At 40.7% G+C, this 16820-nt stretch carries 12 protein-coding genes; 4 read left to right on the forward strand and 8 right to left on the reverse strand.

All coding sequences use genetic code 11. From position 1 onward, the window contains the following. Positions 1–2302 precede the first annotated feature (2302 nt). Positions 2303–3241, reverse strand: coding sequence for an alpha/beta fold hydrolase (locus ACKTT2_RS09190; protein ID WP_407885921.1), 939 nt, complete (start codon positions 3239–3241; stop codon positions 2303–2305). An 18-nt stretch (positions 3242–3259) separates the two neighbouring features. Next, positions 3260–3781: a DUF4112 domain-containing protein gene (locus tag ACKTT2_RS09195; protein ID WP_407885923.1), complete on the reverse strand. Its 522-nt coding sequence runs from the start codon at positions 3779–3781 to the stop codon at positions 3260–3262. A 370-nt stretch (positions 3782–4151) separates the two neighbouring features. Between ACKTT2_RS09195 and ACKTT2_RS09200 the strand changes: the two genes are divergently transcribed. Further along, positions 4152–4595, forward strand: a complete 444-nt coding sequence (locus ACKTT2_RS09200; protein WP_407885925.1) for a hypothetical protein — start codon at positions 4152–4154, stop codon at positions 4593–4595. 62 nt (positions 4596–4657) lie between these two features. On the opposite strand, the gene thrC is transcribed toward ACKTT2_RS09200, so the two are convergent. Next, entirely contained in the window at positions 4658–5749 is a 1092-nt protein-coding gene (thrC, locus tag ACKTT2_RS09205) for a threonine synthase (RefSeq protein ID WP_407885927.1), read from the reverse strand. A gap of 264 nt (positions 5750–6013) precedes the next feature. On the opposite strand from thrC, the gene ACKTT2_RS09210 reads away from it, so the two are divergent. Then, a complete protein-coding gene (locus ACKTT2_RS09210) occupies positions 6014–6193 on the forward strand; it encodes a hypothetical protein (protein WP_407885929.1) in 180 nt (59 codons plus the stop codon). A gap of 74 nt (positions 6194–6267) precedes the next feature. On the opposite strand, the gene ACKTT2_RS09215 is transcribed toward ACKTT2_RS09210, so the two are convergent. Together ACKTT2_RS09215 and ACKTT2_RS09220 are read right to left on the reverse strand one after the other, a co-directional pair. Next, the gene (locus ACKTT2_RS09215) at positions 6268–7761 is read right to left on the reverse strand and encodes a hypothetical protein (RefSeq protein ID WP_407885931.1); all 1494 of its coding nucleotides are present in this window, start codon (positions 7759–7761) and stop codon (positions 6268–6270) included. A gap of 689 nt (positions 7762–8450) precedes the next feature. After that, positions 8451–9797, reverse strand: a complete 1347-nt coding sequence (locus ACKTT2_RS09220; protein ID WP_407885933.1) for a DUF3370 domain-containing protein — start codon at positions 9795–9797, stop codon at positions 8451–8453. A 299-nt stretch (positions 9798–10096) separates the two neighbouring features. On the opposite strand from ACKTT2_RS09220, the gene ACKTT2_RS09225 reads away from it, so the two are divergent. Continuing rightward, positions 10097–11206, forward strand: coding sequence for a sugar transferase (locus ACKTT2_RS09225; RefSeq protein ID WP_407885935.1), 1110 nt, complete (start codon positions 10097–10099; stop codon positions 11204–11206). A 385-nt stretch (positions 11207–11591) separates the two neighbouring features. Further along, positions 11592–12833 (forward strand): ABC transporter permease, encoded by a 1242-nt coding sequence (locus tag ACKTT2_RS09230; RefSeq protein ID WP_407885937.1) that lies wholly within the window; start codon positions 11592–11594, stop codon positions 12831–12833. Between the two features lie 40 nt (positions 12834–12873). Here the strand turns inward: ACKTT2_RS09230 and ACKTT2_RS09235 are convergent, their stop codons facing one another. The 3 genes from ACKTT2_RS09235 to ACKTT2_RS09245 form a co-directional block, all read right to left on the reverse strand. After that, positions 12874–13833: an NAD-dependent epimerase/dehydratase family protein gene (locus ACKTT2_RS09235; RefSeq protein ID WP_407885939.1), complete on the reverse strand. Its 960-nt coding sequence runs from the start codon at positions 13831–13833 to the stop codon at positions 12874–12876. 103 nt (positions 13834–13936) lie between these two features. Continuing rightward, positions 13937–15085, reverse strand: coding sequence for a hypothetical protein (locus ACKTT2_RS09240; RefSeq protein WP_407885941.1), 1149 nt, complete (start codon positions 15083–15085; stop codon positions 13937–13939). A gap of 171 nt (positions 15086–15256) precedes the next feature. Next, positions 15257–16813 (reverse strand): B12-binding domain-containing radical SAM protein, encoded by a 1557-nt coding sequence (locus ACKTT2_RS09245; protein WP_407885943.1) that lies wholly within the window; start codon positions 16811–16813, stop codon positions 15257–15259. Positions 16814–16820: the final 7 nt, after the last annotated feature.

The raw sequence follows: 16820 nt of genomic DNA on the forward strand, positions 1-16820 counted from the left end.
GACGTTGTTAATTACAGAAAGCCCCCTAAAGAACTGACAACATCTCCACATATTCCCTAACGCTTCAGCGACAGATGCCGAGTGGGAGCATGAAAGCGATTGGTATGCTTGCTCCCACTCTTTTTTTTTCTCCCAAAATTTTGGTTAATTAGTAACAGTTAAAATTGAGAGTAGTCAAATAAGAAATGAGGGGTAATGCCCTGCATTCTCGTGGAGAGAGAAAATGATATATTCAAGATAGTTAAGTCATCTCAAGTCATGAAAGAGCCAGTTGACAGACTCTTATTCAGGGAATTTGTGATGAAATTAACAATGAAATAACTACTAACAAACGTGCCAGAGTGGCAACAAAGAACAAAGATAATGAACTAAATTAGATATCAGAAATAGCGACAAGGATACGAGAGACAAACAAGAGTATCTATCACTAGAAAACCTCAGATAATATCTGGTATCCAAAGCCAGAACTCAATCTTTTAACACTAGAAAAAGAATTCAAGAACAAGCGTGCATTTGTCGCAACAGGAATAGTCGAGACGTTGTTAATTACAGAAAGCCCCCTAAATAACTGACAACATCTCCACATATTCCCTGACGCTTCAGCGACAGATGACGAGTGGGAGCATGAAAGCGATTGGTATGCTTGCTCCCACTCTTTTTTTATATCTCCCAGACTTTTAGTTAATTAGTAACAGTTAAAATTGAGAGCAGTCAAATAAGAAATGAGGGGTAATGCCCTGCATTCTCATGGAGAGGGAGAATGATATATTCAAGATAGTTAAGTCATCTCAAGTCATGAAAGAGCCAGTTGACAGACTCTTATTTAGGAAATTTGTGATGAAATTAACGGTTAAATAAACTACTAACAAAAGTGTCAGAGTGGCAACAAAGAACAAAGACAATGAACTAAATTAAACATCAGAAATAGCGACAAGGATACGAGAGATAAACAAGAGTATCTATCACTAAAAAACCTCAGATACTATCTGGTATCCAAAGCCAGAAAAAGAATTCAAGAACAAGCGTGCATTTGTCGTAACAGGAATAGTCGAGACGTTGTTAATTACAGAAAGCCCCCTAAAGAACTGACAACATCTCCACATATTCTCTAACGCTTCAGCGACAGATGGCGAGTGGGAGCATGAAAGCGATTGGTATGCTTGCTCCCACTCTTTTTTTATATCTCCCAGACTTTTAGTTAATTAGTAACAGTTAAAATCTAGATTAGTCAAATGAGAAATGAGGGGTAATACCCTGCATTCTTATGGAGAGAGAAAATGATATATTCAAGATAGTTAAGTCATCTCAAGTCATGAAAGAGCCAGTTGACAGACTCTTGTTTGTGAAATTTGTGATGAAATTAACGATAAAATAACTTTTTAACAAAAGTGTCAGAGTGGCAACAAAGAACAAAGACAATGAATTAAATTAAATATTAGAAATGAGGCAAGGATATGAAAGATAAACAAGAGTATCTACCACTAGAAAACCTCAGATAATATCTGGTATCTCAAAGCAAGAGATCAATGTTCTAACACCAGAAAAAGAATTCAAGAACAAGCGTGCATTTGTCGCAACAGGAATAGTCGAGACGTTGTTAATTACAAAAAGCCCCCTAAATAACTGACAACATCTCTACATATTCCCCAACGCTTCAGCGACAGATGACGAGTGGGAGCATCAAAGCGATTGGTATGCTTGCTCCCACTCTTTTTTTGTAATGTTAACTAAAATTGTTATGTTTTTATCGAACTTTCAACTTACAAATAATTGCCAAGATGGCAACTGAAATAATAAAGAATCGAATAAATTAAAGATGGTAAACGACTTCAAGGGTGTTATTATCAGGGTGTATCACCTATCAAAATTATTTGTGATACACTTTCCACATAAAATCTATGCGGAAATTATTTATTGAGAGTCGGTTTCACTTTAGAATTAAGACGAGCGAGTATTCATTTGTCATAGCAGAATCACTAGAAATGTTGTCGTTAAGTAACAAAATCCCCCTAAATGACTAATGACATTTTGACATTGATACATAATTCTGAACGCTTCAGTGACAAATAGTGAGTGGGAGCATTTAAAGTTCGATTACCTAAATATGTAGGGTGGGCACTGCTTACTAATAGCGAATGGTAGGCAGTGCCTACCCTATAAAGATCGGTAATTTTAGAGCAGAAAGGGAGTAACTTGAAACAAGAAGATGGCTTGTAGCACTTCCAACTTTTGTAAGGTACGGGTTATTGAATTAACCGCAGCCTGTAGCAGATGGACACCGCTCGATTTGTACCTTAGCAGACTAGGAAAGGCTATGGCGATCGCTGACAAATTCAAGGATTGCGGCGTTCACGTTTTTGGAAGCGCCAAAAGATGCATCATGACGGCAATTAGGCAGAATTTGTAACTTTGCGTTGGGCAGATATTGGCACAGTTTTTCCCCATCACTTACAGGAAACCACGTATCTTGTTCGCCCCATAAAACCAGTGTAGGACATCTAATCGCACTGAGGTTATTTTGAATATGGGCAAGAAAACTAGGTTTATTGGTTTGCAAATGCTCGATTTCCCGTGCTGCTATTTGTAATTCTTCTGCTACCTTTGCAAGAGTACCGGGAAGCTCAACATAGGGGTAAGTTATCCAATAAACATCTTCCTGTGTCAGGATAGATGGATCGAACAAAACACCTCGTCTTTCTACTGCCATAATTTCTCTAACAATGGGTGCAAACAACAGTGGTAGTCTCAGTGAGTCTGCGATTTGCACTATCTCTATAGGCATTTGAGAAAGTAGCCACATTCCCCAATGAGGCAGACGTTGGGGGAAGATAGGTACATTGAGTACCACTAGTCGCGCTATCAATTGAGGATTTTTTTGTGCGATCGCCAGAGCAATTAATGCACCTAATGATTCTGCCACAAGAATCGCGGGTTCATCACATAGAGAACGAATAATTCGCTCGAACTCAATCACTTGATGACCATTCTTTTCTCTACGAGTCACGGCTTTTTCCGAAAAACCATACCCTTTCGCGTCAAAGCAGATAACTCGAAAATGTTGAGATAATGTATCTACACTGGAACGCCAATTATAACTCCAGCTACCAACACCATGTAATAAAAATAAGGGTTTACCCGTACCTTTTTCACCATATGCGATTTGTACGGGATACCCATGAGCATCGGTAATAATTAAACTTTGCCGACCTTTAGGAAAAGTCGCTTGCCACCAATCTTTCATCAATTATTTTATACTCATCTAACTGCCAAGGGACCTCAGTAGAGTTTCAAGCAAGGTTCCAAGCAGCCTCATTAGTATCGCGGTAAATGCTACGAGTCCAATAATGACAATGAACAGTACAGCTAACACCGCAAATACAAACCACTTATCCGCGCTTTTTCTCTGCCTAGGAAACTTTAAGTAATCTTCCAGTAGTCTAATGTTGTACTCATTAGCTGTCCAGGCAAAATCAAACAAGTCTCCTACTAACGGTACTGCACCTAATATTCCATCTATTATTATATTCAAGACCATTCTGCTTATTGTAGCTGCAGGCGCACCCGATCTAGCGGCTTCTAAGACGATGTATGCCGAAAACATTATTCCTACAAAATCACCCCCAACAGGTATCAATCCCAAAATTGGATCTAGACCAAAACTAATCGGGGTTCCAGGAATAGTAATTGCTTTGTCCATGACACGGCTTAGCTGACGTAGCCGTTTTACAGTCAGTGCTTTGGCATCAGAGTCCATTATGGGATAATGAGGGGGTTGAGACATTGTAGCGATCGCATTTCTACAATTAAACAGCTAGTTATTGTACTTCTTCTCAACCGCAGTTGATAAATTTCCCCGCTCCCTGTAATAAGTTGTTACAGGCATTGGTCATTAGTCATTTGTCATTGGTTAAAGAATATACTGTATATAGCAGTTCTCACTTGAATGAAGTACAGATTTATCTGCGTCCATCTGCTACAGGCTGCGGTTCCATAAATTTTTTATGTATTGTACCCAAGTGAGAACCGCTATAAGTCTCTAGGCAGAAATAAACAGAACTATATTACAAAATGTAAATATACCAAAAATCCTTACCAATGACTAATGACAAGCCTCGCTAGTTAACTTTAATGCTGACTTAAATAAAATTGATATGACTCAAGAATTAACACCACAGTGGTTAGCAGAAATCAAAGCACTCAAACAACAGATAGCAGAACTCCAAGGAGAACGCGATACAGCTTGGCAAAGCGCGGAAAAATGGCGTAAGCTCTACAACACAGAAGCAGAACAGCGTCGTTCCGATGCTCAAATGGCACAACAGACTATAGAATCGTTAAAAAAACAAATAGAGCAAATTAAGGGTATTGAAGCAGAATTACTTGACGATCCCACAACGACAACAGCTATTCAGCAGGAAGTCGAGCAGATCGAATCTGTTGAGGAGTTAAAAACCCAACTCATTGCTGTTACCAAAGAACGCGATCGCATACTTCAAGCTTTAAAAACTGAGCAAGACAACCACGCCCAGACCCGTAAAAGCCTGACCACCGCTTTAGGCGATGCTATAGATAGATTAACTAGGGAAAGAGGATGAATGATGAATGATGAATTATGAAAATACAATTCATAATTCATCATTCATCATTCATAATTTTTTCAAAATCCCATCGCTTCAGCCACAGCCGTAAGTTCTGGTGGAATACCTTGTTTAAATTGGCTAGAACTGTGTTTAATCGCTGTGTCTGGGTCTTTCAACCCGTTACCAGTCAAAACACAAACGACTGTTGCTCCAGTGGGAACTTGGTCTTTGACCTGTAACAAACCAGCCACAGATGCTGCACTAGCGGGTTCGCAAAAAATTCCTTCTTCTGATGCCAAAAGTCGATAAGCCTCAAGAATTTCTGTATCGGTGACAGCTTTAAAACTTCCCATGCTAGCTTGCTGAACCGCAACTGCTTTCTCCCAACTTGCAGGGTTACCGATACGAATGGCTGTAGCTATGGTCTCTGGATGCATTACTGGTTGACCGTTCACCAGAGGTGCTGCACCTGCAGCTTGAAAGCCCATCATTCGAGGTAAGCGAGCGCATTTACCTTCTTGATGGTATTGACAAAACCCCATCCAATATGCTGATATATTTCCCGCATTACCTACGGGAATACACAACCAGTCGGGAGTATCGCCCAAAGTATCAACAATTTCAAATGCCGCTGTTTTCTGCCCTTCCAGACGGTAGGGATTCACCGAGTTCACCAAAGTGATTGGATAGCTGTTCGCCATATCGCGCACGATTTCCAGCGCCCGGTCAAAATTCCCTTGAATTGCCAAAACTTCTGCCCCATATAGCAATGCCTGTGCTAATTTGCCCAGTGCAACATAACCATCTGGAATAATTACAAAGGCACGCATTCCTCCACGTCTAGCATAGGCTGCTGCTGCTGCTGAAGTATTGCCCGTGCTTGCACAAATAACAGCCTTTGCTCCAGCTTCCTTTGCCTTAGAAATTGCCATTGTCATCCCCCGGTCTTTAAAGCTACCAGTGGGATTCAAACCGTCATACTTTACAAAGACACGAACTTGTCTGCCGATTAGCCCTGCAATTGAGGGGACTGGAATTAAAGGAGTATTCCCCTCCAGTAAAGTCACCACTGGTGTATTTTCTGTTACAGGCAAGTATTGACGGTAGGCTTCTATTAGCCCAGGCCAGGATTGGCGGTATGATTTAGCTGCAGTCAGGCTTAGAGTCACGGTATTTAAAAACTTTTATTTTTAGCTGAGATGGTAACCACTAGAGATATATCTCTATTTTGCACCTCAAATGTCACCAATGTGCAAGGTTACAACAATAATGTTTTTTTTGGAACAAAAATACCAAGCAACTAGTCCTGGCAATGTATGACATTAGACACCTTACAGCTAATCATGAGGAATATACAATTATTTAATGATTCTTAAAACTTCTCTATTATAATATCTCTAATGGTGTGAGTTGAGTTATTGGTTCGTATGGTTATGACTACTTCTAGCGTTTCAAACACTGAATCCCAAACGTATTGGGCAAATAAACTGAATAAATGCCTTTATCAGGCAGAGCAGCAAGCAAAATTTATGAACCTGCAAGCTGAAGTTGATTGCTTGTTAAGGCAATTGCAGGATATGAAGGTACAAAAATCATCTGAGACGAACAGCTAAAGCGACCTTTGCACGTATATCGCCTCTACTATGTTGTGCAGCAGTAAAACAAGTGTTGTTCAAAGCGAATAACATCAGAAGCCCGTATTGTACTCGCAAGACTCGGCGTGCGATGGCTCGCACTGCGGATCTTTACCGTCTAAAAGTTCTATCAACCCTTGAGTGTAAGTGATGGTGTCTTCTGCGATAGGCGAGTGCTGGCTTAACCAGGTGTTAGCTCGTTCTTTTCCGAGACGGGCGGCTACAATCAAAGCACCCCAAGCTTGCACTGACTGTCGCTTTGGATTGACTTGCAATTCTGTTTCCACACGCTTCCATATCCTGTCCCCATCTGCTTTCAGCAAGCTAGAAACTTCCTGAGCGTTTTGTGGCGAAGCCTTGAACACCTGTAAAGCTTTTTCCCAACGACCATCTATTATATCTGCCAAAACTTCTTGGCTAGGGCTAGCCCAGATTGTTGTGGCTTGAGTCTTGGTGACTTGCGAGTGCAAGCGAATTGCATCCATTTGGGATTGCACGAGGGGAGAAAAAAGCTTTTTCTGACGTTTCTTTAGAGATTCCAACCGTTCAAGAGCTGGCGTCCACAATCCGCTACGGGCTAATAAGAGTGCATCTCGGTACACTGAATGCTTAAGAGTGGGTTGCTTGAAAGCAATTTCTTCTAACTCAATGGGATTGAGAAAGTATTTGACAGGTTGGGCTTGGTAGATTTTTAACTGAGGTTCTAAACCCACTGTTCGATCCACAATAAGTTCTTTGTTTCCACCACCTGTAACTTGTCGCCACTCAGGTAAATGCCCGTTTGGGCTAGTCCAGGGCAACATAAATTGTAAGAGAGAGCGATCGCTATTGTAATAAACAACGATACCGTAAGCAATCAGACTCGTTCCTTCTTGGCGATCGCTCCGCAAATAAAACCAAACTCCAGATGATGGCGTCTCACCTTCAAAACGCCCTACTGTATTCAGAGGTAAGGACAAACTAGAACCTCGATCTTCATCTGTAGTTTTAGCAAAAGGAGCCAATACAAAAGATTCCTCTGGTCCTACAACAGGTAACTGAGATGCTAAACGATAATATTTCTCCGAGTTAGATTTGACTTCTAATTCTTTAGAACGTTGATAAACTCTGAGTTCGACTATAGATTGACAATCAGACTGGCAATTAGAATGTTTCTTCAAAACAGGGAGCAAAAAGGACGATGCTGTATCGCCTTTCAAAGGGAAAATTTGTCCTGCTTCCAATCCCTGCTCTTTGAGAGAGCCTTGAATTTGTTTGAGAGTATGAGGACGTTCTTCACCTGTCGTGGAAAATTGCGCCCAACCGGGCAAAAATTTATTCAGCCAGCCGACTTGATAGGGATTGAGTATAAATTGGATGCTAATCCAAGCAAAAGTGACAACTAAAGCGCCACTACCCATCAAAACCGTCAATGCGATCGCTGATACTAGCCAACTTTTGCGCTCGGGTTTCTTTTTCAATTTTTTAGAGACACGCTTAACTCCACCTTGTTTTGTGTGATTTTGTCTATAGGGTTTTGGTGCAGGGTTCGACGAAGAATTTGCCATGTTACTTTTAGACCAGTTTAATTAATTATTTTTTTGAAAGTATTTTCCTTTATACTCGCGTTTTAAGAATATGCCTGGAAAATTTATATTAATGGTTAGAGGATGTTTGTAAAGTCTATTGTTGTATCACGATCCCCCCTAGCCCCCCTTAAAAAGGGGGGAAAAGACTCTTACAAGTCCCCCTTTTTCAGGGGGATTTAGGGGGAGCTTGGATGTTTTGCTACTGATGAAAGGACTTTTAAAACATCCTCTTAGTAGTTATCAGTTAGTGGTTAGTAGGGAACGACCAACCACTATCCACTAACAACTAACCACTAATAAAGATAAATTCCGTGAAACTACTCATGTCATCATCAGAACTTTTTAAATACACTTTTGAGCATAAGTGTGATGTGAGTTGAGTGTAAAAAGTTGAAGGGTAGAATAATTCTTGCAGTGATGGTACTGATATAACTCTTAGATAAATGAAGAGTTTCTCAACTATCAAACAATGCAATGCTTATTCTTAAAGAGAAGTAGGAACAAATCTGAAAGGTTTCACTTAAAAAAGACATAAGGATATGGAAATACAGAAACACTTGAGTTCGGTATCCATGTTCTTGTGTCTTATTTTTTATTAATATGTATTGTCGTTAATCAATATGCGATCGCTACCCCATAGGGAGCATCCCAATGAATGCACATTGCCCTCAGAATACCTGACCAGTTCTATGCCATAAATGTACGTAACGAGTTTTTTGTTCTCCTTTGTCATCAACATAACGTAGCCTTACCGTACCTCGAAAAAAAGGAAAATCTAAAGATGGTTTACGGAATCGCAAACCTCCTTTGGATAAAGTGTCTTCCTTTAAAGGAGTCTCTAATGTGAGAGATACAGTTTGATTTTGATTGGTAGAGTTGATTAAAGGTAGATTAAGACTGTATTCTACTCCATAGTTACCGTGCGCTTCATAAGCTGTATCGGGATAGCGCACGAGCATTTTTGCGGTTTGATTTTGGCTCGTTCCCAAACGACCTCCACGAAGAGTATCTATGACATAGGAAATGGCTTTACCTCGTTGTGGAATGGTCAAATGTTTTGCTTGTGGGCTATCTAATAGTGTTGCTTGCCATTGAGAACCTTGGGAAACACCTGCAACACGGCTATAAATAAGTTGTCCGCTAGTTTGGTCTAGTGGAGTTGGGATTTTATCTCGCGGTCCTGCAAAGGTTCCTGTGTCCAGTAAAGCTTGCCATTCTGCTAAAGTGGGCGAGCGATCGCTCAAGTCAGCATTTTTCTTAGCAAACATTGCCAAGCTTGCTGCATAAACTTTGCCATGACTACGTAACCTCATAAAACTAGAACGACCATTTACGGGCTTTTCGAGATTTTTAACTGGAATGGCATGATTGAGTAACATCCGGCTTTGACGTGGGGGAATGACTAGCCGTGCAGGAAAATCACTTTGTCTGACACCCCGAAGTACATCAGCTACAGCCCTATTCCCCGGTCCTGCAAAAGCTTTTCCATCAGAATTCTCTACATAGGACGGTAAGGTAACGAATGGTGCATCCTGCATCAAGTAACTTGCTGCCTGTAAAACATCCACTGTTACTGATTTTGGACTTGGATTGTGCAAAAGTACTCCCAAATAGAGCGTTTGCAAATCTTTGGGAGTGTGGGTGTAATGATGAGCAAATAAGTCAAATCTTCCCTGAAAAGGAAAGTTTAAGTGCGCGGCTGAAACTTTTTTTCCATTTGCCGGAAAGGTGGACAGTAAAATTCCCTCAGTTTTGATCCATTCAGGGCTATTGCTATTAAAGACAGGCACTGTATCTAGCTTGCCTGGTAAAGAGCGTACTTCCCCAACTTGTACGATTTCTTCAGGTGCTGGTTTTAGTGGAGTTTGGGTAAGAACTTTTTCTGAACTTGTCTCTTTTGCATCATGTGCAAAATTTGTCTTCGTTACAAATCCAAGGCTAGAAGCGATAACAAAACCTAATACAAGTAGAAATACAGAGGTAGAAAATTGATTTTTGGTTTGATAGACTGGCATGGAAATTAATTTTCAAGCGTCATGTGGTGTAAAAGATGACTCATTATAACTACTCTCTTTTCGCTACACCACCAGTACATTACTCCCTTTTGACTCTAAAATTATCGATTTTTGTAGGGTAGGCACTGCCCACCATTCACCTATTGGTAGGCAGTGCCCACCCTACAGGTTTAGACAATTTTTTGGTGGGAAGGGAGTAATCCAATTTGAGTTATAATAAGTAGCACAACAAAGACATAAAAATTTCTCTTTCTGAGCAAGTGACTGCAAAAGACTTGAAAATGGATCGATAATTTGAAATGGGTGCAACTAAAAATCTTAAAGATATTTACGCCGCTCGAGAATTAACAGTTCCTATATTTTTGAATGAAGTGGAACTCCCAGAAGATTTACCACCTATTGTTCTACTTGCTTTTACTCGCCCCGATCTATTGGAACAAGTTTTAGCAGCCATAGCCAAACAAACATTAATGCCAAAAAAAATTCTGGCTTTTATTGATGGAGCGCGGAATGAAAAAGACAAAATCTTGATAGAAAAATCTATTAATTTACTGCAAGAATTTTCCAATACTGTTTCCATCGATATTATATCTCGTCCGCGTAATTTAGGCTGTGATGTCAATGCAGTGACTGCTCTAACTCAAGTTTTTAATGATTTTCCCGCTACTGTGTATTTAGAAGATGACGTTGTTCCCAATCCTTATTTTTATGACAGAATGTGTCGGCTGTTGGTAGCTTATCGGGATTCTTCTCAAGTGTTTTCCGTTGCAGCCTATGCAAATTTTCCTCATGACTTGGAGCGAGTTATTCAAGAAGATTTTATGGTATCGCAACGAGTCTTTCCCTGGGGTTGGGGAACGTGGGCAGATCGTTGGCACGATTTAAATCTTGCTAACTATAAACAAGGCTATAACCCTTTTGGTAATTTTTATAAAATTCCTGCAACAATTCAAACAAAGTATACAATTATTAATCAATTTTTCCTAGAAAACAATCATCAACAAGATTGGGTAATAACTCTAACTTTGGCTTGTTTGTACAAAAGGTACGTACATATTACGCCGATGGTGTCTTTTGTACATAACATTGGTTTTGGGCATCCGGAAGCCAAAACATACAACAAAGGTGGGGAACCGCACTGGGTTAACGCACACAGCGATCCATCTGCCAATCTTAACAAGCTACCGCTTAGTCTGAAATTAGTGGATCGATTAGCAGATTCACTTGAGGGAGTAGAATTTGCTAAACACTTACAAAAATACCCTAGTCTATGGTTGAGTCCATCAGCTACATGGTATTTGATACGAAAATACCCCGGATGGCAAAGTAAAATAGCTTTTTTGGAGCTATTTTTTGCTAGGATAGTCACCTATTTTAGACACTGGCGTGCTACTAAAAAAAGCATATAGGAACCATAAATGAGTTGTGAAAATTTCTAAGTACCGTAGGTAGGGCTAAAGCCCACCAATAGGAGTTTTGGTGGGCTTTAGCCCTACCTACTACGTATATTTCAAGCGTTACTAAAAAGCCGATCGCCAACGGCTTTACACAGCATTTTTCAGGTAAATGAAGTACATCGGTAGGGGCGCAATGCCTTGCGCCCTTACATCTTTTTCACGCCTATGTCTAATAGCCAAATTCATAAAACATATTTCCTGAGTACAATCTCTGTCCATAGAATGATCAAGGGAGCGCTCGGTCAAGAACTTGTGCTTGCCAACACAACTAATAGACGTTTAGCATACTATGGCTATTGTCATACTAAAAAAACTTCTTAATATACCAGCTTTTGTTATGGTTTCAATTGCCCGTAAAAATCTGCTTGAAGATATTCCTCGCTTTCTAGCAGCTCAGGCAGGTATTATGTTTGCCGTTAGCCTAGTGACTATTCAAACTGGTATCTTTAATGGGTTTACGCGCTCCTCTACTAAATTAATCAATAATTCCACGGCTGATATTTGGGTGGCGTCTGACAGCATGATTTACCTCGACCTTACGCTGCCAATGCCATTAGCACATCTCAATTTAGCAAGAGAAGTACCTGGTGTTGCAAATGCAGAAGCTTTAATCGCTACCGGAGGAGTATGGCGTCACCCCATGGGAAGAATTGCTCCAGTAAGAATCATTGGGTTTGACCCAGATGGGCAATTGTTTACACCCGCTCATATCATCCAAGGCAATAAAAATACTTTGAAAGAGCCATATACTGTAATAGTAGATACATTTAATGCAGAGTCTTTAAGTGTAAGACGTGTAGGCGATCGCGCACAAGTCAATACTTTGCCTGTACGAGTGGTTGGCTTCACTCAAGGAAATCGCTCGATCGCATCAAATCCTTATATGTTTACTTCTCTAGAAAGTGCCACGGCTTACGTAAGTTCTGGTAAAACTTCTAATGTGTCTTGTCGAATGCAAACGGGTTCAAAAGACATTCAATGTACCACCACTTACGTAGATCCAGAGAAAAACTCAACTCCCGCACCAAAACCTTTATCTTCATTAGACCCCATCACCTATATCCTCATTCAAGCTCAACCCGGTCAAGACTTGCAGGCACTTAAGCAGAAACTCAGCATTGCCTTACCCAACACCCGTGCCTACACCCGTGCAGAAATGATTAGAAAAACTGAGGTTTACTGGCAAAAGCGAACTGGCATTGGATTCATTTTAGGATTGGGTGCAACAGTGGGAATCATTGTAGGAGCTATTGTTGTCGGACAGATACTTTATTCTTCGGTGTCAGAACATCTCAAAGAGTTTGGTACGCTGAAAGCTATGGGTGCTTCTGATTGGGCGATTTACAGCGTCATTGTAGAGCAAGCCATATGGATGGCTGTTCTAGGTTACATGCCAGGAATTCTGCTTTGCTTGGGAGTTTCCACTTGGACGCTAGCAAGTCAAGGCATCCTCATTTTAATTACGCCCACAACTGCGATCGCTGTTTTTGGTGTCACCATTATCATGTGTACTGGTGCGGCTGTTTTTGCCATTCAAAAAGTCACCCGTCTCGACCCCGCGACGATATTTAATAAATAGGTTGGGGATTGAGGATTGGGGATGGGTCACTGGTCACTGGTCACTGGTCACTGATTATTTCGCGTAAAGTTTCTGTCACTGAACGAGGATTCCAACCAAGTTCGTTACGGGCTTTAGTAGCATCTACTCGGACACATCGATCGTATATATAGTGAACCCGTTCGCGACTAATGGGTGGTTGCCATTTGAGTAGCCGTCCAATTGGATCGAGTAAGTTTCCCGCCAATCTCACGAGGGGTTTGGGAACTTCACGAGGCGCTGGAATACCTGTTTCTTGGGAAACAATGGCAAACATTTCGCGTAGCGTTAGGTCACCTGCAGAAATAATATAGTAATCTCCTGGTTTACCTTTTTCTGCTGCTAAAATCATCGCTTCTGCAAGGTCATCTACATGGACAATCCCAGTAATGCGATCGCCACCCGCCCACACTTTGAGCTTTCCTTTAGAAAACAAATCTAGGACAGGACCAAAATGGGGGTCATCAGTACCAAATATTCCAGAAGGAAGAACGCTCACAGCATGAAAACCAGCTTCAACGGCTCGATCGACTAATTGTTGGGCTTGGTATTTCGTGCGATCGTAAGCAGAGGAAAAGTACTTTTGCGTTCTTTGAAAAGTTTCATTCACTGCTTGACCTTGTGTATCGCCAAATAGACCAATCGTGCTACAGTAAACTAACTTCGATACACCAGTTTCTCGCGCAACTTCTATAACGGCTCTCGTCCCTTCTACATTTACCCGCTCCATCTCCGCTTCATTGACAATTCCTAGCTCCACATAAGCAGCAGTGTGAAAAACAATATCTATATCAACCATGACTGCTCGGAGTGCATCTCTGTCAGTAATATCGCCGTAAACCAATTTAACGTTAAGATTCTCAAGACGGGTTAAATTACTAGATTTGCGTACTAACCCAACAACAGTGTTGCCTCGATTTTGCAAAGCCTTGATTAAGTGAGAACCTGTAAATCCATTAGCCCCAGTCACAAGTGCTTTCATCTAAAAGCCTCCGGGAGTAAGTAGGGTGGGCAATGCCCACCATATCATGCAAGTGGTGGGCTTTAGCCCTACCTACTGAAATTTCAAAGATCGTATAAGATTCTTATAAAGCTTTTTCATAAATTCTGTAAGTTTTATAAATTTTGCCACCAGCTGCTTCAATTAATTTGCGCGAGGGAAAATTATCTTCAAACACCCAAGAAAGCTCAGCCCTTTTATAAGGTTTTCCCGTTTTGCTTCCACCTTGCATTCCTAAATAAATTAAGGCTAAAGGAACCATTTTCCGTCGATATTCTGGTAGCGAACAAACGATTAAGACTCGCCCTCGATCGATTTGGCGACGATACCAAAGAAACTTAAGAATTCCCCACCAGTTAAGTTTTCCATTTACGTGCTTAAGGGGAATGTTGTAGTCTGGTAACCCCATAAAAAAACCCACCATTTTGCCATCATATTCTGCAATTGGGAAAGCATCTGGATCTATTAAATCTTTCAGATCTTGAGCTTCTTCCACGAATTCTGCTTCAGTACGGGGTGTAGAACTCCAATTATTCGCAAAAGTGCTATTGAAAAGGTGATATATACTCTTAACATCGCGATCGAATCCTTCACCTTTTGTCTCAATTGGTCGAAAGTTGACACCAGATTTACAAGCAATATGATAGCCTTTCTCAAACTCTTCGGGAAGCGGTTTGTCTAAAGGAAAATCATAAGCATAAGCATCCTTAGCTTTATGCCATCCATCCTTGTCCATAAACGTTGCATAATAAGACGGATTGTATGGCATCATCACCATTGGTGGTGAGTCAAATCCATTAACTAAAAACAAACAACCATTATGAGTAGATAAATCGATTGGTCCCCTAACAGTAGTCATTCCTTGCTCTCTCAACCATTTGCAGGCAGCATCTAGTAAAGCTTGAGCTATAGTAAAATCATCAACACATTCAAAAAAACCGAACAAGCCAATGTTTTGCCCTTCACGCTCTATTAGCCGTTGATTAACAGCAGCCACTATTCGTCCCACGGCTTGAGGTTTTTTAACCTCTTGTGATATAGCAATAAACTGTTGCAGTTTTCCATAATCCAAGAAGGTATTTGCAGACGTAAATTGCTTGGCAACACTACTACGGATAGGAGATACCCAATAAGGATCTTTCGCGTATACTCTTGCAGGTACATCTAAAAACATTTCGTTTTCGACTAGAGTTGTAACTGCTCGAATTTCAAATTTTGTTGAGGTTATTACCATCTTGGATTTTAGATTTTGGGTTTGAGATTTTAGATTTTATAGCAGTTCTCATTTGAACAAAGTACAGATTTATCCGCGTGCTTTGCTGTGCATCTGCGGTTCCTTAATTCTTAAATGTATTGGAGCCAATTGAAAACCGCTATATATTGAGAAATTGTTTATCCCCATGCCCTATTTTCCAACAAAAACTAAAGGCTTATCCTCTACATATTTATCGAGTTGTGCTTGAATTTCATTGCGAACAATTTTGCGGTATTCAATGAAATGCTCTAAAAGAGAACAATTTACTATATACGTTTGAAAAACTCCTGGATTTTTCCAAATAATAGAAAACAACTGAAGCCAGAATTGAAATCGTGTATCGCGCTTGATTCCTTGTCGCCAACAAATGATGAGAAATGCCCGAATATAATTTAACTCTGGTACGCGAAATTTCTTTTTATTCGGAGAAGGTTGCATAACGATAAAGTGTCGAAAGACTCGTGCTAAATAGCGTTTTGGTTCGTAAAGTTCCCAAAAACATCTCATATACTCTTCAGCCAGCTCTGTCAAAGGACGAGAGGGAAGAAAATTAGTCAGCGTAGTTTGGTTAATGTTAGCATCCTCGTTCAACAACCGCCCTTCCTTTTGAAGCCGATGCCAAAGTGCTGTGCTGGGTAATGCTTGGAGCATACTGCACATAGCTTGAGGAATAGCAGTCGCTTCTACAAAATCAATAATGCGATCGCCCGCTCCTTTCTTTTCGCCATCAAAGCCAATAATAAATCCAGCCATCACTCGCAGACCTGCTCGATTAATTCTTTGGACTGATTCTACAAGAGAATGACGTGTATTTTGGAATTTTTGCGTCAAAGTTAAACTATCTGTATCTGGTGTCTCAATTCCCAAAAAGACACTCCCAAAGTTAGCAGCAATCATCAAATCCAATAATTCTGGATCTTGTGCCAAATCCACAGATGCTTCAGTGGAAAACTTAAAAGGGTAACCGCGATCTGCTAACCAAGGAATTAACTCGCGCAGCATCAGTTTAACATTACGCTTGTTGCCAATAAAGTTATCATCCACGATGAAAACCGAGCCTCGCCAACCCAGATCGTAGAGAAACTGCAACTCAGCTAAAAGTTGTGAAGGAGTTTTAGTACGCGGTTTTCTTCCGTATAGCACAATAATGTCACAAAACTCGCACTGAAAGGGACAACCTCGCGAAAACTGTATGGACATATCACTATAAGCATTTAGCTCTAGCAAGTCGTATCTTGGAATAGGTGTAATAGTGACATCTGGTTTTTCTCCGTTAGCACTAAATACTCCTTGTGTTTCCCCCCGTTCTAGGGCTTCAACCAGCATTGACAATGTAATCTCACCTTCATCCAAAACTAGAAAATCTGTCCCAGCCTCTTGAGCGTCTTTGGGAACAGAAGAGACATATGGTCCTCCTGTTGCTACTAGTTTTCCCCGTCGTTTTGCTTCGCGGATGAGGTGTAACATATCTGATTTTTGAACGATCATTCCTGAAACAATGACCAGATCTGCCCACTTCCAATCAGATTCAGTTTCAAACCGAACATTGCGGTCTACCAAGCGGAACTCCCACGTTTGAGGTAGGATGGCTGCAACCGTAATCATCCCTAAAGGCGGAAATGAAACTTTGCGTCCGATGAGTTCTATAGCTTTATCAAAAGACCAAAAGGATTTTGGGAACAGAGGATATAACAGTAAAACGCGCATTATTTTA

Origin of the sequence: Scytonema hankhaensis NUACC26 (assembly GCF_045865695.1) — a bacterium.
Lineage (GTDB): Bacteria > Cyanobacteriota > Cyanobacteriia > Cyanobacteriales > Nostocaceae > Scytonema.

Excerpts from the sequence above, each read along its gene's own strand:
- ACKTT2_RS09230 (WP_407885937.1), top strand. The coding sequence starts at position 11,592 with ATGGTTTCAATTGCCCGTAAAAATCTGCTTGAAGATATTCCTCGCTTT.
- ACKTT2_RS09195 (WP_407885923.1), bottom strand. The coding sequence starts at position 3,781 with ATGTCTCAACCCCCTCATTATCCCATAATGGACTCTGATGCCAAAGCA.
- ACKTT2_RS09200 (WP_407885925.1), top strand. The coding sequence starts at position 4,152 with ATGACTCAAGAATTAACACCACAGTGGTTAGCAGAAATCAAAGCACTC.
- ACKTT2_RS09245 (WP_407885943.1), bottom strand. The coding sequence starts at position 16,813 with ATGCGCGTTTTACTGTTATATCCTCTGTTCCCAAAATCCTTTTGGTCT.
- ACKTT2_RS09215 (WP_407885931.1), bottom strand. The coding sequence starts at position 7,761 with ATGGCAAATTCTTCGTCGAACCCTGCACCAAAACCCTATAGACAAAAT.
- ACKTT2_RS09225 (WP_407885935.1), top strand. The coding sequence starts at position 10,097 with ATGGGTGCAACTAAAAATCTTAAAGATATTTACGCCGCTCGAGAATTA.
- ACKTT2_RS09190 (WP_407885921.1), bottom strand. The coding sequence starts at position 3,241 with ATGAAAGATTGGTGGCAAGCGACTTTTCCTAAAGGTCGGCAAAGTTTA.
- ACKTT2_RS09240 (WP_407885941.1), bottom strand. The coding sequence starts at position 15,085 with ATGGTAATAACCTCAACAAAATTTGAAATTCGAGCAGTTACAACTCTA.
- ACKTT2_RS09210 (WP_407885929.1), top strand. The coding sequence starts at position 6,014 with ATGACTACTTCTAGCGTTTCAAACACTGAATCCCAAACGTATTGGGCA.
- ACKTT2_RS09220 (WP_407885933.1), bottom strand. The coding sequence starts at position 9,797 with ATGCCAGTCTATCAAACCAAAAATCAATTTTCTACCTCTGTATTTCTA.
- ACKTT2_RS09235 (WP_407885939.1), bottom strand. The coding sequence starts at position 13,833 with ATGAAAGCACTTGTGACTGGGGCTAATGGATTTACAGGTTCTCACTTA.